Source organism: Rhodanobacter sp. A1T4 (assembly GCF_014207185.1).
Taxonomy (GTDB): Bacteria; Pseudomonadota; Gammaproteobacteria; order Xanthomonadales; family Rhodanobacteraceae; genus Rhodanobacter.
On sequence record NZ_JACHCP010000004.1, the window covers coordinates 366,484 to 387,220 of the forward strand.

At 60.3% G+C, this 20,737-nt stretch carries 16 protein-coding genes; 6 read left to right on the plus strand and 10 right to left on the minus strand.

Annotated features, from left to right (window positions below; translation table 11 throughout):
- Positions 1-232: 232 nt before the first annotated feature.
- A complete protein-coding gene (locus HDE80_RS10320) occupies positions 233-1,657 on the plus strand; it encodes a lipase family protein (RefSeq protein ID WP_184670549.1) in 1,425 nt (474 codons plus the stop codon).
- Here HDE80_RS10320 and HDE80_RS10325 read toward each other — a convergent pair.
- The 5 genes from HDE80_RS10325 to HDE80_RS10345 form a co-directional block, all read right to left on the minus strand.
- Positions 1,644-1,964: a hypothetical protein gene (locus HDE80_RS10325; RefSeq protein WP_184670550.1), complete on the minus strand. Its 321-nt coding sequence runs from the start codon at positions 1,962-1,964 to the stop codon at positions 1,644-1,646. The two genes, HDE80_RS10320 and HDE80_RS10325, sit on opposite strands and share 14 nt — an antisense overlap.
- A 49-nt stretch (positions 1,965-2,013) precedes the next feature.
- Positions 2,014-3,012 carry an ABC transporter permease gene (locus tag HDE80_RS10330; protein ID WP_184670551.1) on the minus strand — a complete coding sequence of 333 codons (999 nt, stop codon included), beginning with the start codon at positions 3,010-3,012 and terminating at the stop codon, positions 2,014-2,016.
- Positions 3,009-3,977, minus strand: coding sequence for an ABC transporter permease (locus HDE80_RS10335; RefSeq protein ID WP_184670552.1), 969 nt, complete (start codon positions 3,975-3,977; stop codon positions 3,009-3,011). The genes HDE80_RS10330 and HDE80_RS10335 overlap by 4 nt, the downstream gene beginning before the upstream one ends.
- Positions 3,974-5,530 carry a sugar ABC transporter ATP-binding protein gene (locus tag HDE80_RS10340; RefSeq protein ID WP_184670553.1) on the minus strand — a complete coding sequence of 519 codons (1,557 nt, stop codon included), beginning with the start codon at positions 5,528-5,530 and terminating at the stop codon, positions 3,974-3,976. The genes HDE80_RS10335 and HDE80_RS10340 overlap by 4 nt, the downstream gene beginning before the upstream one ends.
- Positions 5,531-5,593: 63 nt before the next feature.
- A complete protein-coding gene (locus HDE80_RS10345; protein WP_221437510.1) occupies positions 5,594-6,685 on the minus strand; it encodes an ABC transporter substrate-binding protein in 1,092 nt (363 codons plus the stop codon).
- A 366-nt stretch (positions 6,686-7,051) separates the two neighbouring features.
- Here HDE80_RS10345 and HDE80_RS10350 point away from each other — a divergent pair, with 366 nt between their 5' ends.
- On the plus strand, positions 7,052-7,264 hold the full coding sequence (locus tag HDE80_RS10350; protein WP_184670555.1) for a hypothetical protein: 213 nt from the start codon (positions 7,052-7,054) through the stop codon (positions 7,262-7,264).
- A 120-nt stretch (positions 7,265-7,384) separates the two neighbouring features.
- Here HDE80_RS10350 and HDE80_RS10355 read toward each other — a convergent pair whose 3' ends face one another.
- From HDE80_RS10355 to HDE80_RS10375, 5 genes are all read right to left on the minus strand, one after another.
- A complete protein-coding gene (locus HDE80_RS10355; RefSeq protein WP_184670557.1) occupies positions 7,385-9,379 on the minus strand; it encodes a M1 family aminopeptidase in 1,995 nt (664 codons plus the stop codon).
- Between the two features lie 24 nt (positions 9,380-9,403).
- Positions 9,404-10,657: an AGE family epimerase/isomerase gene (locus HDE80_RS10360; RefSeq protein ID WP_184670559.1), complete on the minus strand. Its 1,254-nt coding sequence runs from the start codon at positions 10,655-10,657 to the stop codon at positions 9,404-9,406.
- Positions 10,654-11,631 (minus strand): carbohydrate kinase, encoded by a 978-nt coding sequence (locus HDE80_RS10365; protein WP_184670561.1) that lies wholly within the window; start codon positions 11,629-11,631, stop codon positions 10,654-10,656. Before HDE80_RS10365 ends, HDE80_RS10360 begins: the two co-directional genes overlap by 4 nt.
- A gap of 91 nt (positions 11,632-11,722) precedes the next feature.
- On the minus strand, positions 11,723-12,955 hold the full coding sequence (gene fucP / locus HDE80_RS10370; protein ID WP_255483695.1) for an L-fucose:H+ symporter permease: 1,233 nt from the start codon (positions 12,953-12,955) through the stop codon (positions 11,723-11,725).
- Between the two features lie 98 nt (positions 12,956-13,053).
- Positions 13,054-14,106 (minus strand): LacI family DNA-binding transcriptional regulator, encoded by a 1,053-nt coding sequence (locus HDE80_RS10375; RefSeq protein WP_345776441.1) that lies wholly within the window; start codon positions 14,104-14,106, stop codon positions 13,054-13,056.
- Between the two features lie 215 nt (positions 14,107-14,321).
- Between HDE80_RS10375 and HDE80_RS10380 the strand changes: the two genes are divergently transcribed.
- From HDE80_RS10380 to HDE80_RS10395, 4 genes are all read left to right on the plus strand, one after another.
- Positions 14,322-16,628, plus strand: a complete 2,307-nt coding sequence (locus tag HDE80_RS10380) for a GH92 family glycosyl hydrolase (protein WP_255483697.1) — start codon at positions 14,322-14,324, stop codon at positions 16,626-16,628.
- Between the two features lie 123 nt (positions 16,629-16,751).
- The gene (locus HDE80_RS10385) at positions 16,752-18,554 is read left to right on the plus strand and encodes an ATP-binding protein (protein WP_184600705.1); all 1,803 of its coding nucleotides are present in this window, start codon (positions 16,752-16,754) and stop codon (positions 18,552-18,554) included.
- Entirely contained in the window at positions 18,551-18,997 is a 447-nt protein-coding gene (locus HDE80_RS10390; RefSeq protein ID WP_184600706.1) for a response regulator, read from the plus strand. Before HDE80_RS10385 ends, HDE80_RS10390 begins: the two co-directional genes overlap by 4 nt.
- Before the next feature lie 149 nt (positions 18,998-19,146).
- A complete protein-coding gene (locus HDE80_RS10395) occupies positions 19,147-20,712 on the plus strand; it encodes a response regulator (protein ID WP_184670567.1) in 1,566 nt (521 codons plus the stop codon).
- Positions 20,713-20,737: the final 25 nt, after the last annotated feature.

A 20,737-nucleotide genomic window follows, 5' to 3' on the forward strand; every position in this document is an offset into this window, starting at 1 on the left:
TCGCATGGTATGGGGGGTGCAGCCGATCATCTCGTCAGAATTTTCCTCTTTACAGAAATACCTCGATACAGCACCGCAGAAGTGGCTTAAGCCGCGTCGTTGTGTCGATGACACTTGTCGTGATGACGTCGGTCGTTGTGTCAGCCATTCGGTCGACTGCTCGCGGTAGAGGCTTGTGTGTCACCACACTGCAGTCTGGGGTTTTAATGCAAATGGCAATGGGAGTAGTGCGATGAAGAAAGCAAGCTTTATGGCAGGGGCACTGGCGTTGGTTTTCACCTTGACAGGTGCCATCACCAGTTCCGTCAGGGCGCAGACTATTGTTCCGCCACCGAACCGCGATCCGTTCTATGTTCCACCGGCCGGTTACGCATCTTTGCCGAACGGGATGATACTCAGCGATCGCACGATCAATGCGGAATATCTGCTGCCGTTTCTATCTACAAATGTCACCAATCAGTTGGGCAGTGCAGGCGCGGCGCTCCTGCCCGCAATCAGCACATTGCAGAACCTGAAGATCAATGCCTATCAGGTGCTGTACAAATCCACAGATTCCAATAACCAGCCGGTGGCCGAAGTGGTGACTATTCTGGTTCCTCAGGAAACGTGGAGCGGCAGTGGCACGCGTCCGTTGGTCGCCTTCGAGAGTGCCGAGGATTCAGTGTCGAACATATGCGAACCGTCGTATACCCTTCGTGCGGGACTACTGGGGCAACCAGCTAGCCAGGCATCGGGCAGCCAACTTGACATGTTACTTGGGTTGATTCCATTGACCGAAGGCTACGCGGTCGCGATTGCCGACTATGAAGGGCCGCAATCGGAATGGCTCGCTGGTGCACAGGCGGGACATGCCGTGCTCGATGGTATCCGCGCAGCATTGCATTACGCGCCAGACGGATTGTCGTCTACGACACCGGTTGGTCTCTCTGGCTACTCGGGTGGTGGTGGGGCGGCGGGCTGGGCAGCAGCTTTGAGGCAGGTTTATGCGCCGGAGTTGAACATCGTTGGTGCAACGGTGGGTGCGGCGTCCAATTCCGATCTTAGCGTCGTGTATAAGGCCAACGATGGCACCCTGGAGGAGGGCATACTGCCGCAGGCAGTGGTCGGTCTGTCGCGTGCTTACCCCAATGCAGGGGTCGCGCAATATTTCAATGCCGCAGGCAATCAGTTGCTAGCGGCGGCGGCCAATCAGAACCAGTGCCTCATCACGCAGGCCATCACCTTCGCTTTCGACGGACCACTTGAGAATTACACGATTAATCCGAGTGTCAATTTGGTGAATTCCCCGCCAGGCGGCATTCTTTTTCCTGTTAACAGCCTTGTCGATCAACCGCTCGTACCGGATATGCCGATCCTCAACTATAACGATGAGTTCGATGGATTCGTGCCGGTGACCGGAGATAACGAAGTCGCACTGAAGTACTGCAAGGCGGGCGCCAATGTGGAAGTGATGCGCACTTCGACACCGTTGCCGTTTTCAAATGGCACTCCGGTTGGCGTCGTCGTGCATGGGATCGCCGCGATCGAGGGTGCGTTGCCAGCACTGCATTATCTTACCAATCGGTTCAAGGGTTTGCCGCCGCGTAATGACTGCCCATACCCGGTCCTGTGGTCGGTGAACGACGGAATGCCTTACCAGGCGCTCAATACGCAGTGATGGCGAAGCATTGATAGAGCCGTAGCCAGCTCGCCCTGCTCACAGTTGCTGTAATTGCTGCGGGCAGGGCGGTTATTGGTGTGCCAGTGTCGACTCCCCATAAACTCACGTTCGTTGCGTGGTCGATGATCGCGTACGTGGCATATCGGCGCATTGGCAACTTTGTTTTATTTTCGGCGGCCTGAAGCCAGAGTGTAGTGTCCTCGTTCATCCACGCATCGCGGCGTTCGTTGCTACGGACGATCATCGGAAACCAGCTGTGGCCGATCTCGTGCTCAATCAGCGCATGAAGATCACTGCCCGACATCAGATAGCTATTCCTCTTTTCGGAGGCGCATGCCGAAGGAGCACCCGATTTACAGGCGCTGCGACCGTGAAAGTACCGTCTGGATAACGACGACAATCGCCAGGAATACACCGGAAACCACGGCCTGCACGGACGAGTTGAGTGAACCGACCTGATTGATCATGTTCTGGATGACGCTCAGCAGCAGCACGCCGGCGAGCGTTCCCACCAGGCTTCCGCGCCCACCGACAAGCAGCGTTCCGCCGATGACCACCGCCGAGATTGCGCTGAGTTCGAGGCCGACTCCGACTATCGGCACTCCCGAGGACGAATATCCTGCGTTCAGCGCGCCTGCGACGCCGGCGCACAGCCCGCTCACGATGTACACGCTGAGCTTGACCCGCGCGACGGGAAGGCCCATGAATATCGATGCGCTTTCTGAACCGCCGACCGCGAAGATCGACTGGCCCGCGCGCGTTCGGCTGAGCGCCAGCGTGCCGAGGATCACGCCAACCAAGGCCACGATGACCGTCCAGTGGATGCCGAAAATACCGTCTTGACCGACGGCAGTGAATGCTGGGTTCTTGATCAGCGGCGTCGTGGATCCGCCGTTGGTAACGGCAAGAACCAGCCCGCGCACGGCGAGCAATCCAGCCAGCGTCACGATGAAAGGTGCCATCTTTCCGTACGCGACGAGCAGCCCCTGAAACAGTCCGATCATGCCGCAGACGACGAGGGGAAGAACGACTGCGCCCACAATGCCCCAGCTCGAACCATAGGCCGCGAGCACGCCACCGAGCGCGAACATCGAGCCGACCGAGAGATCGATGCCCCCGGTGAGAATGACGAAGGTCATTCCGACAGCGACGATCAGAGGAAAAGATGATTGCGTAAGAATGTTGCTGAGGTTGCTGAACGTCAGGAAGGTGGGAAAGGAGAAGGCACCAACCACGAGAAGAACGACGAGCGCCACCGCGGCGCCGTAGCTCTGCAGCACACTGGCGATGAGCTCCCGACGCGCCCGGTTGTCGACGGCTGGCTTGACGCTCTGTTCAATCGCGACGGTCATCGGACGGCCAGCCTTCCACGTTGGATATAGACAGCGAAGAGGATGATGATGGCCTGGGCGATTTGCGAATAGGCATCCGGCACATTGTGCTGGTTCAGTGTGGCGCTGATGAACTGCAGCAGGGCGGCACCGGCGATCGTACCGATGACCTTCACCTGGCCGCCGGTCAGCGGGGTTCCACCGACGACGACAGCCGTAATCGCCGACAGCTCAATCAAGTTGCCGAGCGTCGACGGCACGGATGCTCCGAGGCGCGCGGTGCCGATGATTCCGGCGATCGCTGCAAGCACAGCACAGAGTATGTAGACCATGAGAAGGATGCGCTTGACCGGTAAACCGGAGAGCTCTGCCGCCCGGCGGCTTCCACCGATCGCGATCAGCTGCTTGCCGAAGGTCGTGCGATTCACCAGCACCGCGATCAGCAGAACGGCCACGACGGCAATGATCATGCTGCAGGGAATGCCGACGACAGTGCCGCGTCCGATCGCCAGGATTGTCGGATCCGTGATCGATACCAGTTGCTCATGGGCGATGAGCAGGGCGATTCCACGCCCGGTCACCATGAGCGAGAGCGTCGCGACGATGGGTTGCACACCGATGAAGGCCACGAGCGATCCGTTGATCACGCCGACGAGTCCGCCGACAACGATCGCGATCATCACCACCGGAATCAGCCCGTAGCCGATATAGAGCGGCATGACCGCCGCGGCAAGCGCCATCACGCCACCGACAGAAAGGTCGATGCCCTCGGTTCCGATGACGAGCGCCATGCCAAGCGCGACGATCAACGCGGGAACGACCTGCACGAACTGGGTACGGAAATTTCCGATGTTGAAGAAGTTCGGTGTGAAGAAGAAGTTGTAGAGCAGCAGCACAATGATGGCGAGATAGACGCCGTAGGTTTGGAGGATGCCGAGCCCTACTCCGCGCGTTGGCAGCGAGACCGTCATGGTCTGTTCGGTCATTCGTTCACTCCGGCAAGAGCCGCAAGCAGATGCTCCTCGTCGACATCGGCGCCCTGCAGTTCGGTTTCAATGGATCCGTCGCGCAGAACGATGACGCGGCCCGAACCCTCGACCACTTCCTCGACCTCTGAGGAAACCAGCACGATCGCCAATCCCTCGCGTGCGAGTTCGTCGATGAGCGCCTGCACCTCGGCTTTTGCACCCACGTCGATGCCGCGGGTCGGTTCGTCCAGCAGAAGGACCTTCGGGCGCATGGCGAGCCAGCGCGCGATCATCACCTTCTGCTGGTTGCCGCCGGAGAGTTCCGACACGATCTGGTCGGGTGAGGATGCCTTGATGTGCAACCTCTTCATGAAGACCTCGACCACGGCATCCTGATTGCGCCGTGAGGAAAATCCGGCGTGAGAGAGTCGCGGAAGGGCGGCAAGAACGATGTTGTCGCGAACGGAAAGGTTCGGAACGATCCCCTCGGCCTTGCGGTCTTCCGGAAGCATCACGATGCCGGCGCGGATGGCCGCCGGCACCGAGCCACTGCGTACGGGCTTGCCGTCCACGGTCACCCGGCCGCGATCGAGCTGCATCACACCGGCGATCGCCTTGAGGGTTTCGGATCGCCCGGAGCCGAGCAGACCGCCCAGTCCAACGACCTCACCCGGCCTGATCTGCATGTCCACACCGTCGATCTGATGCCTGCGACTGAGATCCTCCGCTACGAGAACCGGCGGCGCCGTACTTGCGTTGGTCGCGCTGAAAGCGGTGCTTCCGCTTCTCCTGACTTTCTCGACCGACCGGCCGAGCATGAGCGAAACAAGTTCAACTCGCGGTATGTCTGAGAGTTGGCCGACGCGCACGACTGCCCCGTCGCGCAGGATGACGATGCGCTCGGCGACGCGGTAGATCTCATCCATTCGGTGACTCACGTAGACGATCGCGATGCCTTGCTCCCGCAGCAGTGACACGACCGAGAAAAGTGTCTCGACCTCGCGCGCTTCGAGCGATGATGTCGGTTCGTCCATGATGACGATGCGCGCATTGATACTGACCGATCGGGCGAGGGCCACCATCTGCTGGACGCCGAGCGCGAGGCTGCGAAGCGGCTTGCGAACATCCACGTCGATGCCGTAGACGTCCAGCAGTCCGCGGGCGTCAGCGACCATCTTGGTGAAGTCGATGAGTCCGAAGCGGTTGCGCGGTTCGCGTCCGAGAAAAATATTCTGTGCGACCGACATCAGCGGAATCAGGTTGACTTCCTGGTAGATGGTCGAGATCCCGGCTCGCTGAGCATCGAGCGGGCGGGCGAACTTTGCGATCGATCCGCCAAGCAGCAACTCGCCCTCGTCCGGCTGGTAAACGCCGGTCAATACCTTGATCAGGGTGGATTTTCCAGCGCCGTTCTCGCCCATCAGTGCGAGACTTTCGCCCGGTCGCACCGCGAAGTCCACGGAGCGCAGTGCGGTCACACCGGCAAAACGTTTCGTGACGCCACGCGCCTCGAGTACCGGTGCTTCGACTGAACCCGGTAACGGCGCCGTGGTCGGCGGCTCGATCGTCACGATGCTTGCCTCTCTTCACATCCAGTGGGCGCCGGACCAGCCGACGTCGCGCGCGCGTGGTTCTTAGAAGGCCGAATTCACGCTCTTGGCCGCGTTCGACGAATCGTATTGCGTGTCGTCAATAACGATGTTCTGACTGACAGGGGATCCAGAGAGAAACGTCTTGAGCGTGGCGAATGCGAGCGGTCCGAAACGCGGGTTGGATTCGATCACACCGTTGTAGGCCCCGGCGACGATTTGCGAGACGGCATTCCTGGTTCCGTCGACAGAATAGATCTGGATGTCCTTGCCTGGGCTCTTGCCGGCGGCGATGATCGCGGCTTGGGCTCCAAGACCCATCTCATCGTTCTCGGCGTAGATGACCGAAATTTCCGGGTGCGCCTGCAACAGCTGCTCGGTCACTGACTGGGCGGTCGAGCGGTCGAAGTTGCCGGTTTGCTGCGCCACGATCTTGATCGCGGGTGCCTTCGCAGCCATCTCGTCGACAAAACCCTTCGTGCGGCCGGTCGTCACACCGTTACCGGAGGCCCCAAGCAGGATGCCGACATTGCCCTTGCCCTGGGTCCCGGTGATCAGCTGGTCTGCCGCGCGCTTGCCTTGCTCGACGAAGTCTGATCCGAGGAACGAAACATAGTCCTTGCACGCGGTGGCGTTCAACTGGCGATCGATAGTGAGCACCGGAATGTTCTTCGCGCGGGCGACAGAAAGCGCCGGCTCGAGTCCATCGGAATTGAGCGGCGCAACGATGAGAACCTGTGAACCCTGCGAAATCAGATCCTGGATGTCGGAGATTTGCTTGGACAACGTCGACTGCGCGTTGGTCTTGATAAAGCGCTTTACTCCGATCCTGGCGGCCTCGTCGGTAATCGACTTGGTTTCGGCGATGCGAAATGGGTTGTCTTCCTTCTCCGATTGCGAGAAACCGACGACCGCATCCTTCAGATCAATCTTTTGGCCGTGGTAATCAGAGAGGGAACAGGTCGGACCGCTCGAGGCCTTGACCGTCTGCTTGGTGTCTGCCGAGTCCGCCCCGGACCCGGACGCAGGCGTTCCGGTGTTCGTACAGCCAGTGAGGGAGAGCCCAACCGTGGCCATGAATGCCAGGGTTCCGATGATCGATGTGACCCGAGGGCCTTGAGTTGTGTTCTTCAACATAAGCTGTCCAACCTCATTATTAGAGATGTAGTTGCTTGTGAGACACGAACTTGCGCGGTGGTTGCAATAGTTCTCGATCCCACCATTCTCAATAAAACAACGCTTTAATTACACGAGTCACTTAAACCTTAGCGATTGGTTTCATTGCGCGTAATGTTCATTACCGAGTGTTGCTAAATGGTGTTCAAAAGTCTATTCGGTATTTTCGCAATATTCACATCCATGCCTATTCTGGACAACGCATCGATTTCGACTAAGGCCGCTCCGCATCCGTCACCAGGTGGATGATGCCGGTCGCTGGCACTGCCAGAATGACCGTTCGTGCCCCAACTTTGAATGTGATACGCGAGCGCGATGAGGCGATCAATGGATGCAGCCGTCTCGCGTTCAGCACGGCGATCACCTCGATCAACAATTGCTACGTCCGAATCCTGGACGGACAAGCACGCCGAAAAGGTCGGCGTCGTACGTTACAGCACCGACGTGATCGCCAGCGAAATGCAGATGCTCGGTGGCATGGATGGCTGCGGTGATGATTATGGTCAGCGCGCGCTCAGCCCAGTCGGCACCGGCCGGTAACGGCAGCTTTGATGACGACGATATTCTGTTTTAATTCGAGTGCTTGATTCCTGCATGGATTGCAAAAAGAGCCCGCCGAAAGGCGGGCTCTTTTTGTATCTGGTGAGGCTTCGCTCAGTTTTATTTCATCATGAGAACGTCGTTGCTTCGATTGCGATCTGGCAGCACGTGCTCGGGATCGATGGTGACGGATTTCACCTTGCGCGTGCCGGCGACGTGGACAACGTAGGTGCGGTGTTGCTGCCAGGTTTCCCACGGCACGCGGACGTCCTGCTTGCTGCCGTCGTCGTAGATGACTTCGAGTGTTGCTGGCAGTGCCAGTTGGTCGAGGTTGGCGATGGTGACATCGAGACCTTTGTGGAAATCGCCGCCGGCGTAGACGGCTTTTTGCACCGCGAGATCGAGCTGCCAGTTGTGCTGGTACCAGGCGTTCCAGAACCAGCCCAGATCTTCGCCGGTTTCGCTTTCCATGAAGCGGAAAAAATCCGAGGGGCTAGGATGCTTGTAGGCCCAGGTGGCGATATAGCGGCGGAACGCGGGATCGAAACGCTCTGGCCCGATGATTTGTTCGCGCAGCAGCTGCAGGCCGAAGGCGCCTTTGAAGTAAGTGATCGGATGGCGGTATTTCTCCGACACCATGTCGGCACCGATCAGCAGCGGTGGGGCATTCGTATCGGTCAGTACCTTGGCCATCTGGTCGGCCGGCGTGCCCTTGCCGGGGGCGTATTCGCCGTCGCGCTTGGGCGCATATTCTCCGTTGTGGAAGTGGTCGGCTTCGTAGATATCGATGAAGGTGTTGAAGCCTTCATCCATCCACGCATCGCGGCGTTCGTTGCTGCCGACGATCATCGGGAACCAGCTGTGGCCGATCTCATGGGCGATCAGTGCGTGCAGGTCGCTGCCGCTCGCGGTCTTGTCGTCGAAGGTGATGGCGGGATATTCCATGCCACCCGCGGTACCGGCCTCGTTGACGGCCACCGGCCACGGGTAGGGAAACCACTGCGCCGAGAAATATTCGGTGGATGCCTTGAGGTATTCGGTTGCGCGGCTCCAGGCCTTGTCGCCAGCGCTCTCCACTGGATAAAGCGACATCGCCAGCGCTGTTTTGCCGGCGGGGAGATTGATGCGTGCGGCATCCCAGACATAAGCCTTGGATGCACCGAACGCAACATCTCTGCTGTTCTGTATGCGGAAGTGCCAGGTCAGCGTGCCGTTCTGCTTTGGCCGGCTGGACGGCTGGGTGACTTCCTCGGCCGTGCGGATCATCACCGTGGTATCGCTGTGCCGCGCCTGTTCGAGCCGCTGCTGCTCGGTGGCGGTAAGTACGTCGGCAGGGTTGAGCAGCTCGCCGGAGCCGGTCACGATCATGTCCCAGGGTACGGTGACCGAATAGTCGAAGTCGCCGTATTCCAGATAGAACTCGCTGTTGAGATAGGGCGCGGTATCCCATCCGCGCAGATCGTCGTACACGCATAGTCGCGGATACCACTGCGCCATCTCGAAGATGTCGCCGTTTTTGCTGTGGTTCACGTCGGTGCGGCCACCGAATTCGCCGGGTACGGTGTAGCTCCAGCGGATATGCAGGCGCAGCTGACCATCCCTGGCTTTCAGCGTGGTCGGCAGGCGCACTTGCATGCGCGTGTCGGAGATCACCCAGGTCGCGTTCTGCAGTTTGCCAGCGCTGTCCTCGACCTGTACCGATTCGATGGTTTCGCCATCGGTGAATTCGGTGGGGAAGCTATCGCTGAAGGCGCCGCGTGCATCCTTGCGATAACGGTTCTGCTCCACCTGCAGCCACAGCACGTCGAGCGCGTCGGGGCTGTGGTTGGTATAGGTGATGATTTCGCTACCGCTGAGTTTGCGGCTGGCCGGATCCAGTGTGGCCTTGATCGAATAGTCCGCGTGGTTCTGCCAGAACAGCGGGCCGGGCATGCCGCTGGCGGAACGGAACGCGTTGGCCGGCTGCGGATACGCGTAGGGCGCGAAGGTTTGCTGCGGATTGAAGCGCGATGCGGTTGCATCCGCCGCCGCGGGACCGGCCGCTGATACACCATTGGCTGAAAGCATAAAGAGCGTGAGAGCGGCAGCGAGCCGCCCTGGAGTGAAAAGATTCATGCGACTCTCGTGCGGGGAAGTGGGTCAGGGAACGCCGCCCGACTCTATCAGGGCCAGCACCTCATAGCAGGCTCCCATAGTGTGGTAATCGGTCTTGCCGGCGGGGCTTTTCTCGTCATCCATTTTGCGGTTGTCCACGGTGAGAATCCGGTACCAGGCACCGTATTTGTGGTCCACAAAATGTTCCCACGCGTAAGCCCATAGTTTCCCGTACCAATCGTCATAGACCGGCAGCCCGGTGCGCGCGTGCAGCAAGGCGGCGGCGGCCAGCGATTCGGCCTGGACCCAGAAATACTTGTCGCCATCGCAGACGCTGCCGTCCAGCGCAAAACCGTAGGCGATGCCGCCGTTCTTCTCATCCCATGCCCGTGCCAGCGCGGTGTCGAACAAATGCATGGCGGTGGGCAGCAGCCAGTTCTCTTCGCGGCCGCGCTCGAGCAGCAGCGGTTCCATGATCATCAGCAGCTTGGCCCATTCGGTCTGGTGACCGGGCTGGTATCCCCATGGGCGGAACAGGTCTTTCGGGTTATCGCGGTGGTAGTCCCAGTCGACGTTCCATTCGCTGTCGTAGTGCTCCCATACGAGTCCGTTCGCCTTCGCAGCCTGACGGCGGGTCATGTGATCGGCCAGCGTGAGCGCGCGCTCCAGATAGCGTGGATCGTCGCTGGCCTGATATGCGGCCAGCATGGCTTCGCACATGTGCATGTTGGCGTTCTGGCCGCGGTAGCTGCTGAAGTGCCAGTCGGCATCAGCTTCGTCACGATACAGACCAGCCTCGACATCCCAGAAGCGTTGTTCGAGCAGTTGCCAGGTTTCATCCATCCAGGCGCCGGCCTCGGTGATGCCGGCCTTCAGTGCGGTGGAGTAAGCCAGCAGCACGAAGGCCACGCCGTAGGCATGGTTGGTGCGATCTTCCGGCAGGCCGTCGCGGATTGTCCACGTGTAGCCGCCGCTTTTCGGATTGCGATGCACGTCACGCAGGTAGCGCAAGCCATGGCGGGCGGCGTCGAGGTACTCATTAGCCAGAGCGGCCTGCTTGCCGAATTCGATCGATGCCATCGCATAGTTGAAGACAAAGCGTGTGCTGCTGACCAGATGGCGATGGTTGCGATCGTAGATCGTGCCGTCGTCCTTGAAATAATGGAAAAAGCCACCTGCCGGATCGATCGCACGCGGATGGTAGAACGCCATCGTGTGGGCGATGTGTTTGCGCAGGAAATCCGCCGAGCGGAAATCTGGCGCGGCGGTTTGTGAGCTGTTGTGCGTGTCGGAACTCATGCGTGCGTCTCCATGAAGTGTTTGGTTTCGGCATCGGTTGGCATCGCGGTAAACGAGCCCTGGCGACCGACGGCGATCGCGCCGCAGGCGGCGGCATAGCGCAGTACGGCATGCAAATGTGGCAGCGAGGTCAGCAGCGGCTGCAGGCGTTCGGCTCCGCGACCATCGAGCGCGGCAAGCTGATACAGCAGTCCACCGACGAAGGCATCGCCAGCCGCCGTGGCATCCACCATCGGTACCGAATAGCACGGCAGTTCGCCGTCCATGTCCGGATGAAACCAGCGCATCGGTTGATTGCCGTCGGTGACGATCAGCAAGGTGCTGCGGCCTTTCCACAGTGCTTCGAGCGCGGCCTCCTCACCATCCACGGCGATGTAGGCAAACTCCTCGGCGCTGAGCTTTACCACGTCGGCCAGATGCAAAGCCGTCCACAACGCGGCGTGTGGTTCGCTGCCTTGCGGCCAAAGGGCTGGGCGAAGATTCATGTCGAAACTCACCAGCGCACCGGCCTCGTGTGCCCGGCGCATGCCTTCGTAGGTGGCTTCGGCCAGATCAGGGTCGGTCAGGCTGTTTGAGCAGACATGAAAGATGGCGATATCGCCGAAAGTCTTGTTGCCGAAATGATCGGCGCGAAACAGCAGGTCTGCCGAAGGTGGTCGATAGAAGCTGAAGCTGCGTTCGCCTTTGGCATCGTGCGTTACAAATGCGAGTGCCGTGTTGGCCACGCTGGTACGTGCAACGTCCTGGGTGCCAACGCCCTCATGCTGCAGACGGTCGAGCAGAAAGTCGCCAAAGCGATCATTGCCCAACATGCCGGCAAAGCGCGCTTCGCCGCCGAGGCGGGCGACGGCTACCGCGACGTTAGCGGGCGCGCCGCCGGCAAACGGCACGAATTGTTGCGCGAATCCGCGCTCATCGTTGCTCTGCGCATGAAAGTCGATCAGCGCCTCACCAAAACAGAGAATGGGTTGCATGGTCTTGAGTTCTTGGAGTTGAAAAAAAGCAGGTCGAAAAGACAAGGCGAAAAAAAGCGAGGCGCCGCAGCGCCTCGCTCTGACCGATCATTTACTTGACGGTGCGAACCTTGGAGCCGCTGACGCCGTAGAACAGGATGTACAGGTAGCACAGCAGTGGCAGGAAGAAGGCGTGCTGCAGACCGATGTGGTCGGCAAATACGCCCTGCACATACGGAATTAGTGCGCCGCCGACGATGGCCATGATCAGCAGGCTGGATGCCTTGCTGGTCAGGGTGCCAAGACGCTCAATGCCGAGGGCGAAGATGGTCGGGAACATGATCGAGTTGAACAGGCCAATCGCCACAATGCTGTAGACGGCCATGTCGCCACTGGTCAGCATGGTTGTCAGTACCAGTAACGAGTTGACCGCAGCGAAGATGGACAACAGCGTACGCGGCAAGATTTTTGCCATCAGCACCGAACCGATAAAGCGCCCAACCATTGCACCACCCCAGTACAGCGATACGTAGTGCGTCGCCTGCTGCTCGGTCATGTGGCCGATTTCCGGCATCGCCAGATAGTTGACCAGGAAGCTGCCGATCGATACTTCTGCACCGACGTAGAAGAAGATACCCAGCACGCCGAACAGCACGTGCCGATGGCGCAGCGCCTCCATCAGCGTGTGCTTGGCGGTGCCCGGTTTTTCGGTGGTTTCTTCCAGCGCTGGCAGGCGGAACAGCCATACAAACACCGCGAGCAGAAACAGCACGACTGCCAACCCGACATACGGCATCTGCACGGCATGCGCCTGCTGGGTCTGGTAGATCAGCTGCTGTGCTGGCGCCAGCTTGGCCAGCTCATCCGGGCTCTTGACCACGTTGGACAGAATCAGCAGACCGCCGAACAGTGGCGCCAGCGTGGTGCCCAGTGAGTTCAATGCCTGGGCCAGGGTCAGCCGGCTGGAGCTGGTTCTTTCAGGGCCAAGCAGGGCCACGTAGGGATTGGCGGCGACCTGAAGCACAGTGATGCCGGTGGCCAGCACGAATAGCGCAGCCAGGAAAGCGTTGTACGAATGCAGCGCCGCAGCCGGCCAGAAACCCAGTGCGCCGATACCGGCAATTGCCAATCCGGCAACGATGCCTTTCTTGTAGCCCAGTGCTGCAACCAGCTTGCCCGAAGGCAATGCCATCAAAAAATACGCGCCGAAAAAAGTGAACTGCACCAGGATCGCCTGGGCGTAGTTGAGCTGGAAAATCGACTTCAGATGCGGGATCAGAATGTCGTTGAGGCAGGTCAGGAAGCCCCACATGAAAAAGATCGTGGTGAGCACGCCAAGTGCCATCGGGTAATCGGTGTAGCGATTGCCCTTGGTTTGGCCTGATGTTGCCGTGGGCGGAAGGTTTGGAGCCATGGGGATGGGGAGTCCTTGGTTGGGCTTGATCAGAGAAAGGGTGGCGGACAACTGCTGGCACGTATAACGAGCTTCACCGGCGCAATGGTTTGGCAATTCGGCGTATGCGGTTCGTGCAGGCGCTGCAGCATGAGTTGCGCGGCCTGCCTGCCGCGCTCGCTTGGCGCGGTGGACAAGGTCGTGAGCGGTGGCATGCCCAGTGCTGCTTCGGCAATGTCGTCAAAACCGGTCAATGCGAAATCCTTGCCTGGGCGCAGTCCACACTGATTGAGGCCAAGCATCAGCCCCAGCGCCACCGCATCGTTGTAGCAAACCGCTGCAGTGGGGGCGGTATCCCCCGCAAACAGTGCCGTTGTTTGATGCGCGGCTTCGAGGCGAGTCGGCGCGCATTCAATTTGCCATTTCGATTCGACCGGCAATCCCGCCGCGTGCATCGCCTGGATGAAACCGACACGGCGCTGCCTGCAGGAGCTGGAGTCGTGATGACCGCCGAAAAAGGCGATGTGACGATGGCCGCGCTCGATCAGATGTTCGGTGGCCAGTCGTGCGCCGTACTGGTTGTCCAGCATCAGGTGATCCCAGGGTGCGGATTCGGGAACGGCGCCGTCCAGCTCGCGGTTGAACAGCAGCAGCGGTGACCTTGGGCCAACGGCGGCCAAGACGTCTTCTGCGTTGCTGTGTTCGGCGGGCGACAGAATGATGCCGGCCGGGCCGTGTTCCAGCAGCGAGCTCAGCACGGTCTGTTCGCGTGCCGCCGATTCGCCGGTGCAGCCCAGTAGCGTAACGTAGCCTGCCTCGCCGAGTGCTTCGTCGACGCCGGCGGCGAATTCGGCGAAGAAGGGATTGGCCAAGTCGTTCAGTACCAGCGCAATGCTGGTCGAGGTGCGCCGGCGCAGGTTGGCCGCGGCGCGGTTGTAGACATAGCCTTGATGCCGCAACTCCTGCTCGACGCGCGCCCGTGTATCCCGGTTGACCAGCGGACTGCCGCGCAATACCAGCGATATCGTTGCCCGCGACAGCGCGCAGCCGGCGGCAATATCGTTCAAGGTAACCTTGCGGTGGATGGGTGGATGGTTGGGCACGGTACTCTGCGAAATAGCGACGATGCAGATGTTGGAACGATCCAAATGTAACTTATCGGCGCCGTTACACACGCCGCGACGCAGCATGCACTGGGCTAGTGGTGAATGCTAGCGTGCTGCAACTGGTTGATGCCATGACTGACAGTTAATCCGAGGTTGAAATGACTTTTTGCTCGCGCCGCATGTCGTATTGGCTGATCAGTTCCATGCTATTCATGGCGGGACCCGTCATCCCTGCGCAGGCCGAAAGTGCGCCTGTCGGCCATGCCGCCGATGTCGATCCACGCATCGGTACCGGTGGCGACGGCCATACCTATCCGGGCGCGACGGTGCCGTTCGGCATGATCCAGCTGAGCCCGGATACGGCGATGCCGGATTTCAAGCACGCCTATAAATGGGCGGCCGGCTATCAGTACAACGACCCAACCATCATGGGCTTCTCGCACACGCATTTTTCCGGCTCGGGTCACTCGGATCTTGGCGATGTGCTGGTGATGCCGATCGCGGGTGACGTGAGGCTGGAGCCGGGTGATGCCACCCAGCCGGGCAGCGGCTACCGCTCGCGTTTTTCGCACGACACTGAAGTTGAGCAGGCGGGTTATTACGCGGTGACACTTGCCGATTATGGTGTGCGCGCGGAGCTTACGGCTGGGCAGCGGATCGGCTGGCATCGCTACACGTTTCCCGAGGGCAAGCCGGCGCATGTGCTGCTGGATCTTCGCCCGAGCATCTACGATTACGCCGGCAAGGTGCTGTGGGCGCATCTGCGCGTGGAACCCGACGGTACGGTCACCGGCTGCCGCACCACGCGCGGCTGGGCGCCCGGGCGCGAGCTGTGTTTCGCGATGCGCTTCTCGCAGCCAATGACGTCGCGCGAGCTGTACAACCGCGAGACCGATAACGTCTATAAGGGCTTCGCCGGACCGGGCAATCAGCCACAAGACAAGGATGCACAGAACGGCCGTGCGCTGGTGGCCTCCTTCGATTTCGGCCAGCTGAAACAGCCGCTGGAAGTGAAGGTGGCTATCTCGACCGTGAGTGAGGTCAACGCGGTCGCCAATCTCGACCAGGATGGCGCTGGCTGGGATTTTGACGCCCGCCGGGCCGCGGCAACAGCGGCCTGGAACAAGGCGCTGGCGGTGATTGACGTGGAAGGCTCCAAGGCCGCAACGACGAGTTTCTACACCGCGCTGTATCACGCCATGCTCGCGCCCACACTGAGCACGGACGTCAATGGCGAGTTCCGTGGCCCCGATCACGCCGTGCATCGCGCGCACGATGCCAATGGTGACTTCAACTTCTATTCCACCTGGTCGATGTGGGATGTCTACCGCGCCGAGGAACCGTTGATGGTGCTGCTGCGGCCGGATCTCAGCACGCTGTTCATCCGTTCGTTGATCGCCGCGCGTGAAGCCAGTCCGTTCGGCATCCTGCCCGTGTGGGCGTATCAGGGGCTGGAAACGTGGTGCATGACCGGCTATCACGCGCTGCCGATAATCGCCGATGCCTACATCAAGGGCGTGCGCGGCTTCGACGCCGAGGCCGCGATGCGCGCGATGGTCGCCAGCGCGACCTATGCACCGTACGGCGATCTGGGTGATTACATGAAACTCGGCTATGTCCCGATCGACAAGGAAGTGGAAGGCGCATCCAAGACCCAGGAATATGCCTACGACGACTGGTCGCTGGCACAGATGGCCAAGGCGATGGGCAAGACCGACATCGCGGCGACATTCGAGCAGCGCGCCGGTAACTGGCGCCATGTGTGGGATCCGAAAACCAGTTTCATGCGTGCGCGGTTGAGCAATGGCCAGTTCCGTGAGCCGTTCGATCCGAACTTCGCCGGTTACGGCAGCGACTACACCGAAGCCAATGCCTGGCAGTACTCCTGGTACGTGCCGCAGGATGTGGCCGGGCTGATCGGCGCCTTCGGCGGCGACGCCAAGTTCACCGCCAAACTCGACCAGGTATTCGACGCCAAGGTCGATCCGGCACAGTTCAAGGACGTGGAGGACATCACTGGGCTGATCGGCTGGTATGCGCATGGCAACGAGCCCAGCCACCATATCGCCTATCTGTACGACTATGCCGGCGCACCGTGGAAGACACAGCAACGGTTGAAGCAGATCATGGACAGCCAGTACGCATCGCGGCCGGACGGCCTGACCGGCAATGACGATCTGGGCCAGATGTCGGCCTGGTACATTTTCACTGCGCTGGGGTTCTACCCGGTGACCCCGGGCAGCGTCGAATACGCGATCGGGCGACCGTTCGTGGCGCATGCATCGATCCACTTGAGCAACGGCCATACCTTCAGCGTAAGCGCCGACCCCCTGGACGACGCGCATCCCTACGTTGGTGCGGTGACGCTCAACGGCAAACCACTGGATCGGGTGTATCTGCATCACGCCGAGATTCTTGCCGGCGGCGAGCTGCACTTCAGCATGCAGGCCGAGCCGAGCAAGACTTGGGGAACGGGCATTGCCGCGCGGCCATCGGCGACCAGTCGCTATGGTCATTGAGTCATTGCCGGGGTGAATGGTGGCGTTCACTCGACGCGTGGGCGAAGCGGCTCGGCGGCCAGCGGAAACATGCCAAAATGTGCTGATGCCCGATTTTGAAGATCGACCGATGACGCGACTCACATGAAAGCCAGGGATATCGTGAACTGGCGTATCGCTGGCCTGCTGGTCGCCATCTTCATCATTGTCGGGCTGCCGTATCTCGTCACGCTCAACAACCTGCATCAGACCCAGGAAGCGACAGCTTGGGTAGCGCATTCCAACGCCGTCAAGTCAGTGACTTACGAGGTCGCCTATCTGGTTCGCGACAGTGAGGCGGCGACTTACCGGATGCTGGTCGGTGACGGCAATCCAACGACACAGATGCGCGCCGATCGCGCCAGTACCGGTGTGACGGGCCTGTTGTCGCAGTTGCGTGAGATGACGCGGGATAACCCCGACCAGCAAATCCTGATTGGTTCGCTGGAGAGTAGTGTCAATGGCCGAGTTACCCTCATGAATCAGGCCATGGTGCGAATACAGCAGGCCAATGCCGCAGGTGCCCGGCAATCGCTGCGCGACGCTGGCGACCTGTTCAAGATCAACCCGCAGATCGCGGCGATCGTGAAAAACGAGGACATGCTGCTGGAATCCCGGCGGGCCGCCGCCAATCACGAGTCGATGAACGGAAAGATCGTGCTTGGGGTTACGGCGCTGGCGCAGCTGTTGCTGCTGGCGATCATTGTGGTGATGTCCGAGCGGCAGATTGGCCGCCGCCTGATGGCGGAAACCCGCGAGAGCAGTGCGGTGATGCGCTCGCAGCAGATTCTGCAGGCGGTGCGTGAGCCCATCGCCCTGTTCGACGACAAGCTGGATGCGTTGCTGGTCAATACGGCCTTCAGTGAGTTGTATCAGATGGACCCGCGAGAGCACTCGCAGCCGTTGATGCAGGTCGGTCACGGTGCCTGGAGCGATCCGATCCTGCAGCAACGGCTCAGGGACGTGCTGTTGCGCGATCGCGAGTTGTGGGATTACGACATGACCCAGCGCACGGCCGACGGTGAAGATCGGTACGTGGTGATCAATGCCCGACGGCTGCAGCAACGCGAGGCCGACGCGCCGACGCTGCTGCTGACGGTAAGCGATATCACCGCCCGCGCGCTGGTCGAGCAGAAAGTAGGCGAGCTCAATCATCAGCTGGAAGGCAAGATCAGCCAGATCTCTGACGTTAACCGCGAACTCGAGGCATTCAGCTACTCGGTTTCGCACGATCTGCGCGCGCCTTTACGCCATATTTCCGGCTTCGCCCGCAAGCTGGAGCATCATCTGGGCGAACATGTGGATGAAAAGGCGGCCCACTACATCGAGGTGATTTCCGGCTCGGCGCAGCGCATGGCCCAGCTGATTGACGACCTGCTGGTGTTCTCGCGGCTTGGTCGTGGTGCGCTGCGTCTGCAGGCGGTGGACATGCAGACCGTGGTCGAAGAGTCCAAGGCGATCATCGAATCGGGTGTGCATGACCGCCGCATCGTGTGGGATCTGGCGCCGCTACCGATGGTGATCGGCGATGAGAACATGCTGCGCACGGTCTGGCAGAACCTGCTGGGTAACGCGGTCAAGTACACTGCACAGCGCGAAGTCGCCACGATCGCGGTGCGAGTGCAGCAGAGCGCCAACGGTGATTACGAGTTCACCGTGGCTGACAATGGCGCAGGCTTCGACATGCAGTACGCTGATAAGCTGTTTGGCGTTTTTCAGCGCCTGCATCGCGCTTCCGAGTTTGTCGGCAACGGCATCGGTCTGGCCAATGTGCGGCGCATCGTGGGCCGCCACGGTGGCCGCGTCTGGGCTGACGCCGAGCTGGGCAAAGGCGCAAACTTCCATTTTTCGCTACCGGCCACTGATCTGGCGGGAGCATCAGCTTCAACGAATGAGAGCCGCGTATGAACAAGCGTGATCTGCGTACCATCCTGCTGGTTGAAGACAGCCCTGCCGATGCCGAAATGGCACTGGATGCGCTGAGCGGCGCACATCTGGCCAACCCGGTGGTGCACGTGGAGGACGGCGTGGAGTGCCTCGACTATCTGTATTGCCGTGGTGCGTTCGACGGCCGTCAGACCGGTGACCCGGCGGTGGTGCTGCTGGATATCAAGATGCCGCGCATGAATGGCCTGGACGTGCTGACACAGATGCGCGGCGACGATCGCTTTCGGCGCATCCCGGTGGTGATCCTTTCCTCTTCGCGCGAAGAGAGCGATCTGGCGCGCAGCTGGGATCTGGGCGCCAACGCCTACGTGATCAAGCCGGTCGACGTGGACCAGTTTTTCGAGGCGGTGCGCACGCTCGGTCAGTTCTGGGCGGTGCTCAATCAATCGCCGGAAAAAGAGTGATTGTGCAAGGAGCGATGGCGTGAGCAAGAATGAATGGTCGATTTAAAGTTGCGAAACCTTTAGTTGCCAACAGCGTTGCGATCGCACTTATTCGTGTAACGCGGTTGCACAGTTTCTGGTAAAGCTGAGTCAGTTCTCTGGAAACCCCCATGCCAAACCGACAGATTCAATCCACGCCATCTATTCGCGTGTTACAGGTCGAGGACAGCGCGCTCGATGCCGAGCTTGTGCTGGCGCAGCTCGATGAGGATGGCATTGCCTACGAAGTGCAACTGGTCGACGATGCGCCGCGTTTCGTCGCCGCGCTTGACGAGTTCAAGCCGAACATCGTGCTGTCCGATCTCAGCATGCCGGGGTTTTCCGGCCAGCATGCGCTGGAGCTGCTGCGCCAGCGCGATGAGGATCTCCCCTTTATTTTTGTCTCCGCCACCTTGGGCGAAGATGCCGCGATCGAAGCATTGCGAAATGGCGCCACCGATTACATCCTCAAGCAGAACCCGGCGCGACTGGCCAGCGCCGTTCGCCGCGCCCTGGCCGAGGCCGATGCGCGCCGCGCCAGCCGTCGCGCCGAAGCCGAGCTGATCCGCGCACAGCGCTTTGAGAGCCTGGCGATGCTGGCCGGTGGCCTCAGCCACGATCTGCGCAACCTCTTGCAACCACTGCTGCTGGCTGGCGATAGCTTGCAGGATTATCAGGACGATCCGCGACTGGCGCGGCTGGGCAAGCTGGTGCGTGATTGTGGCAAGCGTGGCCTGGACATGGTGCAGTCGATGCTGTCGTTTGCGCGTGGTGCGCGACGCGCGGAAGAGGTGCGTCTGGGTGCGTTGCTCAATGCGCTCGATCTGCTTCTCCAGGGCAGCATACCGCGCTCGGTCGCGATGGAACTGGCGATCGAGGATCCGGAATTGTTGTTCGAAGGCAACCACACCGAGTTGCAGCAGTGCCTGCTGAATCTTTGCCTCAACGCGATTCAGGCGATGCCGGACGGTGGCAACCTGCGCATCGAAACGGCGCAGATCCAGCTGCCGCTGGATTTCTTTTTGCCGGAGGAGCATCCAAGGCGCGGTAAGGGAAACTACCTTCGCATGAGCGTGGTCGACAGCGGTATCGGCATGAGTCAGGACGTGCTGGAGCGACTGTTCGAGCCGTTTTTCACCACCAAGGAGACCGGCACCGGCCTCGGTCTGCTGTCGTGCAAGCGCATCGTCAGCACGCACGGCGGCGTGATGCGGGTGAACAGCGAGCCAGGTAAAGGTACCCGTTTTGATCTGTATATCCCACTGGAAGTACTTACTGCCGATAGCGAGCAGGGCAGCAAGGATGGTCTCGAAGGTTCCGGTGAACGCGTTCTGGTCGTGGTGGAAGAGGCCGGTCAGCTATCGCTGATGGTCGACACGCTCGACTCCTACGGCTACGAGGCGCACGCCAGTCAGAGCGGCACCGCGGCCCTGCAGTGGATCGAGGCCTGTGGCCTGCCGGATCTGGTCGTGCTGGATGCCGACATGAATCTGTATACCGGCGTGCGCACCTTGGCGGCCTTGACCGAACATGGTTACAGCGGTGCTGTGATCCTGCTCGGTCGCCCCGAAGCGCCGCCGGATCTGCACGAGCTACCGCCGTTCGATCACCTCTACGTGATGAACAAGCCGATCACCACACAGGTACTTCTAAAGACACTCAACAAGGCACTGCTGGCTGCCGGTGCAGAGAAGTAATCGGCGTACCGAGTCCAGGACTGAA

What these genes read in the sequence shown, in the direction of transcription:
- HDE80_RS10385 (WP_184600705.1), top strand. Translation starts at nt 16,752, where the DNA reads ATGAAAGCCAGGGATATCGTGAACTGGCGTATCGCTGGCCTGCTGGTC.
- HDE80_RS10330 (WP_184670551.1), bottom strand. Translation starts at nt 3,012, where the DNA reads ATGACCGTCGCGATTGAACAGAGCGTCAAGCCAGCCGTCGACAACCGG.
- HDE80_RS10380 (WP_255483697.1), top strand. Translation starts at nt 14,322, where the DNA reads ATGGCGGGACCCGTCATCCCTGCGCAGGCCGAAAGTGCGCCTGTCGGC.
- HDE80_RS10345 (WP_221437510.1), bottom strand. Translation starts at nt 6,685, where the DNA reads ATGTTGAAGAACACAACTCAAGGCCCTCGGGTCACATCGATCATCGGA.
- HDE80_RS10355 (WP_184670557.1), bottom strand. Translation starts at nt 9,379, where the DNA reads ATGAATCTTTTCACTCCAGGGCGGCTCGCTGCCGCTCTCACGCTCTTT.
- HDE80_RS10365 (WP_184670561.1), bottom strand. Translation starts at nt 11,631, where the DNA reads ATGCAACCCATTCTCTGTTTTGGTGAGGCGCTGATCGACTTTCATGCG.
- HDE80_RS10325 (WP_184670550.1), bottom strand. Translation starts at nt 1,964, where the DNA reads ATGTCGGGCAGTGATCTTCATGCGCTGATTGAGCACGAGATCGGCCAC.
- HDE80_RS10395 (WP_184670567.1), top strand. Translation starts at nt 19,147, where the DNA reads ATGCCAAACCGACAGATTCAATCCACGCCATCTATTCGCGTGTTACAG.
- HDE80_RS10360 (WP_184670559.1), bottom strand. Translation starts at nt 10,657, where the DNA reads ATGAGTTCCGACACGCACAACAGCTCACAAACCGCCGCGCCAGATTTC.
- fucP (WP_255483695.1), bottom strand. Translation starts at nt 12,955, where the DNA reads ATGGCACTTGGCGTGCTCACCACGATCTTTTTCATGTGGGGCTTCCTG.
- HDE80_RS10320 (WP_184670549.1), top strand. Translation starts at nt 233, where the DNA reads ATGAAGAAAGCAAGCTTTATGGCAGGGGCACTGGCGTTGGTTTTCACC.
- HDE80_RS10335 (WP_184670552.1), bottom strand. Translation starts at nt 3,977, where the DNA reads ATGACCGAACAGACCATGACGGTCTCGCTGCCAACGCGCGGAGTAGGG.
- HDE80_RS10350 (WP_184670555.1), top strand. Translation starts at nt 7,052, where the DNA reads ATGGATGCAGCCGTCTCGCGTTCAGCACGGCGATCACCTCGATCAACA.
- HDE80_RS10390 (WP_184600706.1), top strand. Translation starts at nt 18,551, where the DNA reads ATGAACAAGCGTGATCTGCGTACCATCCTGCTGGTTGAAGACAGCCCT.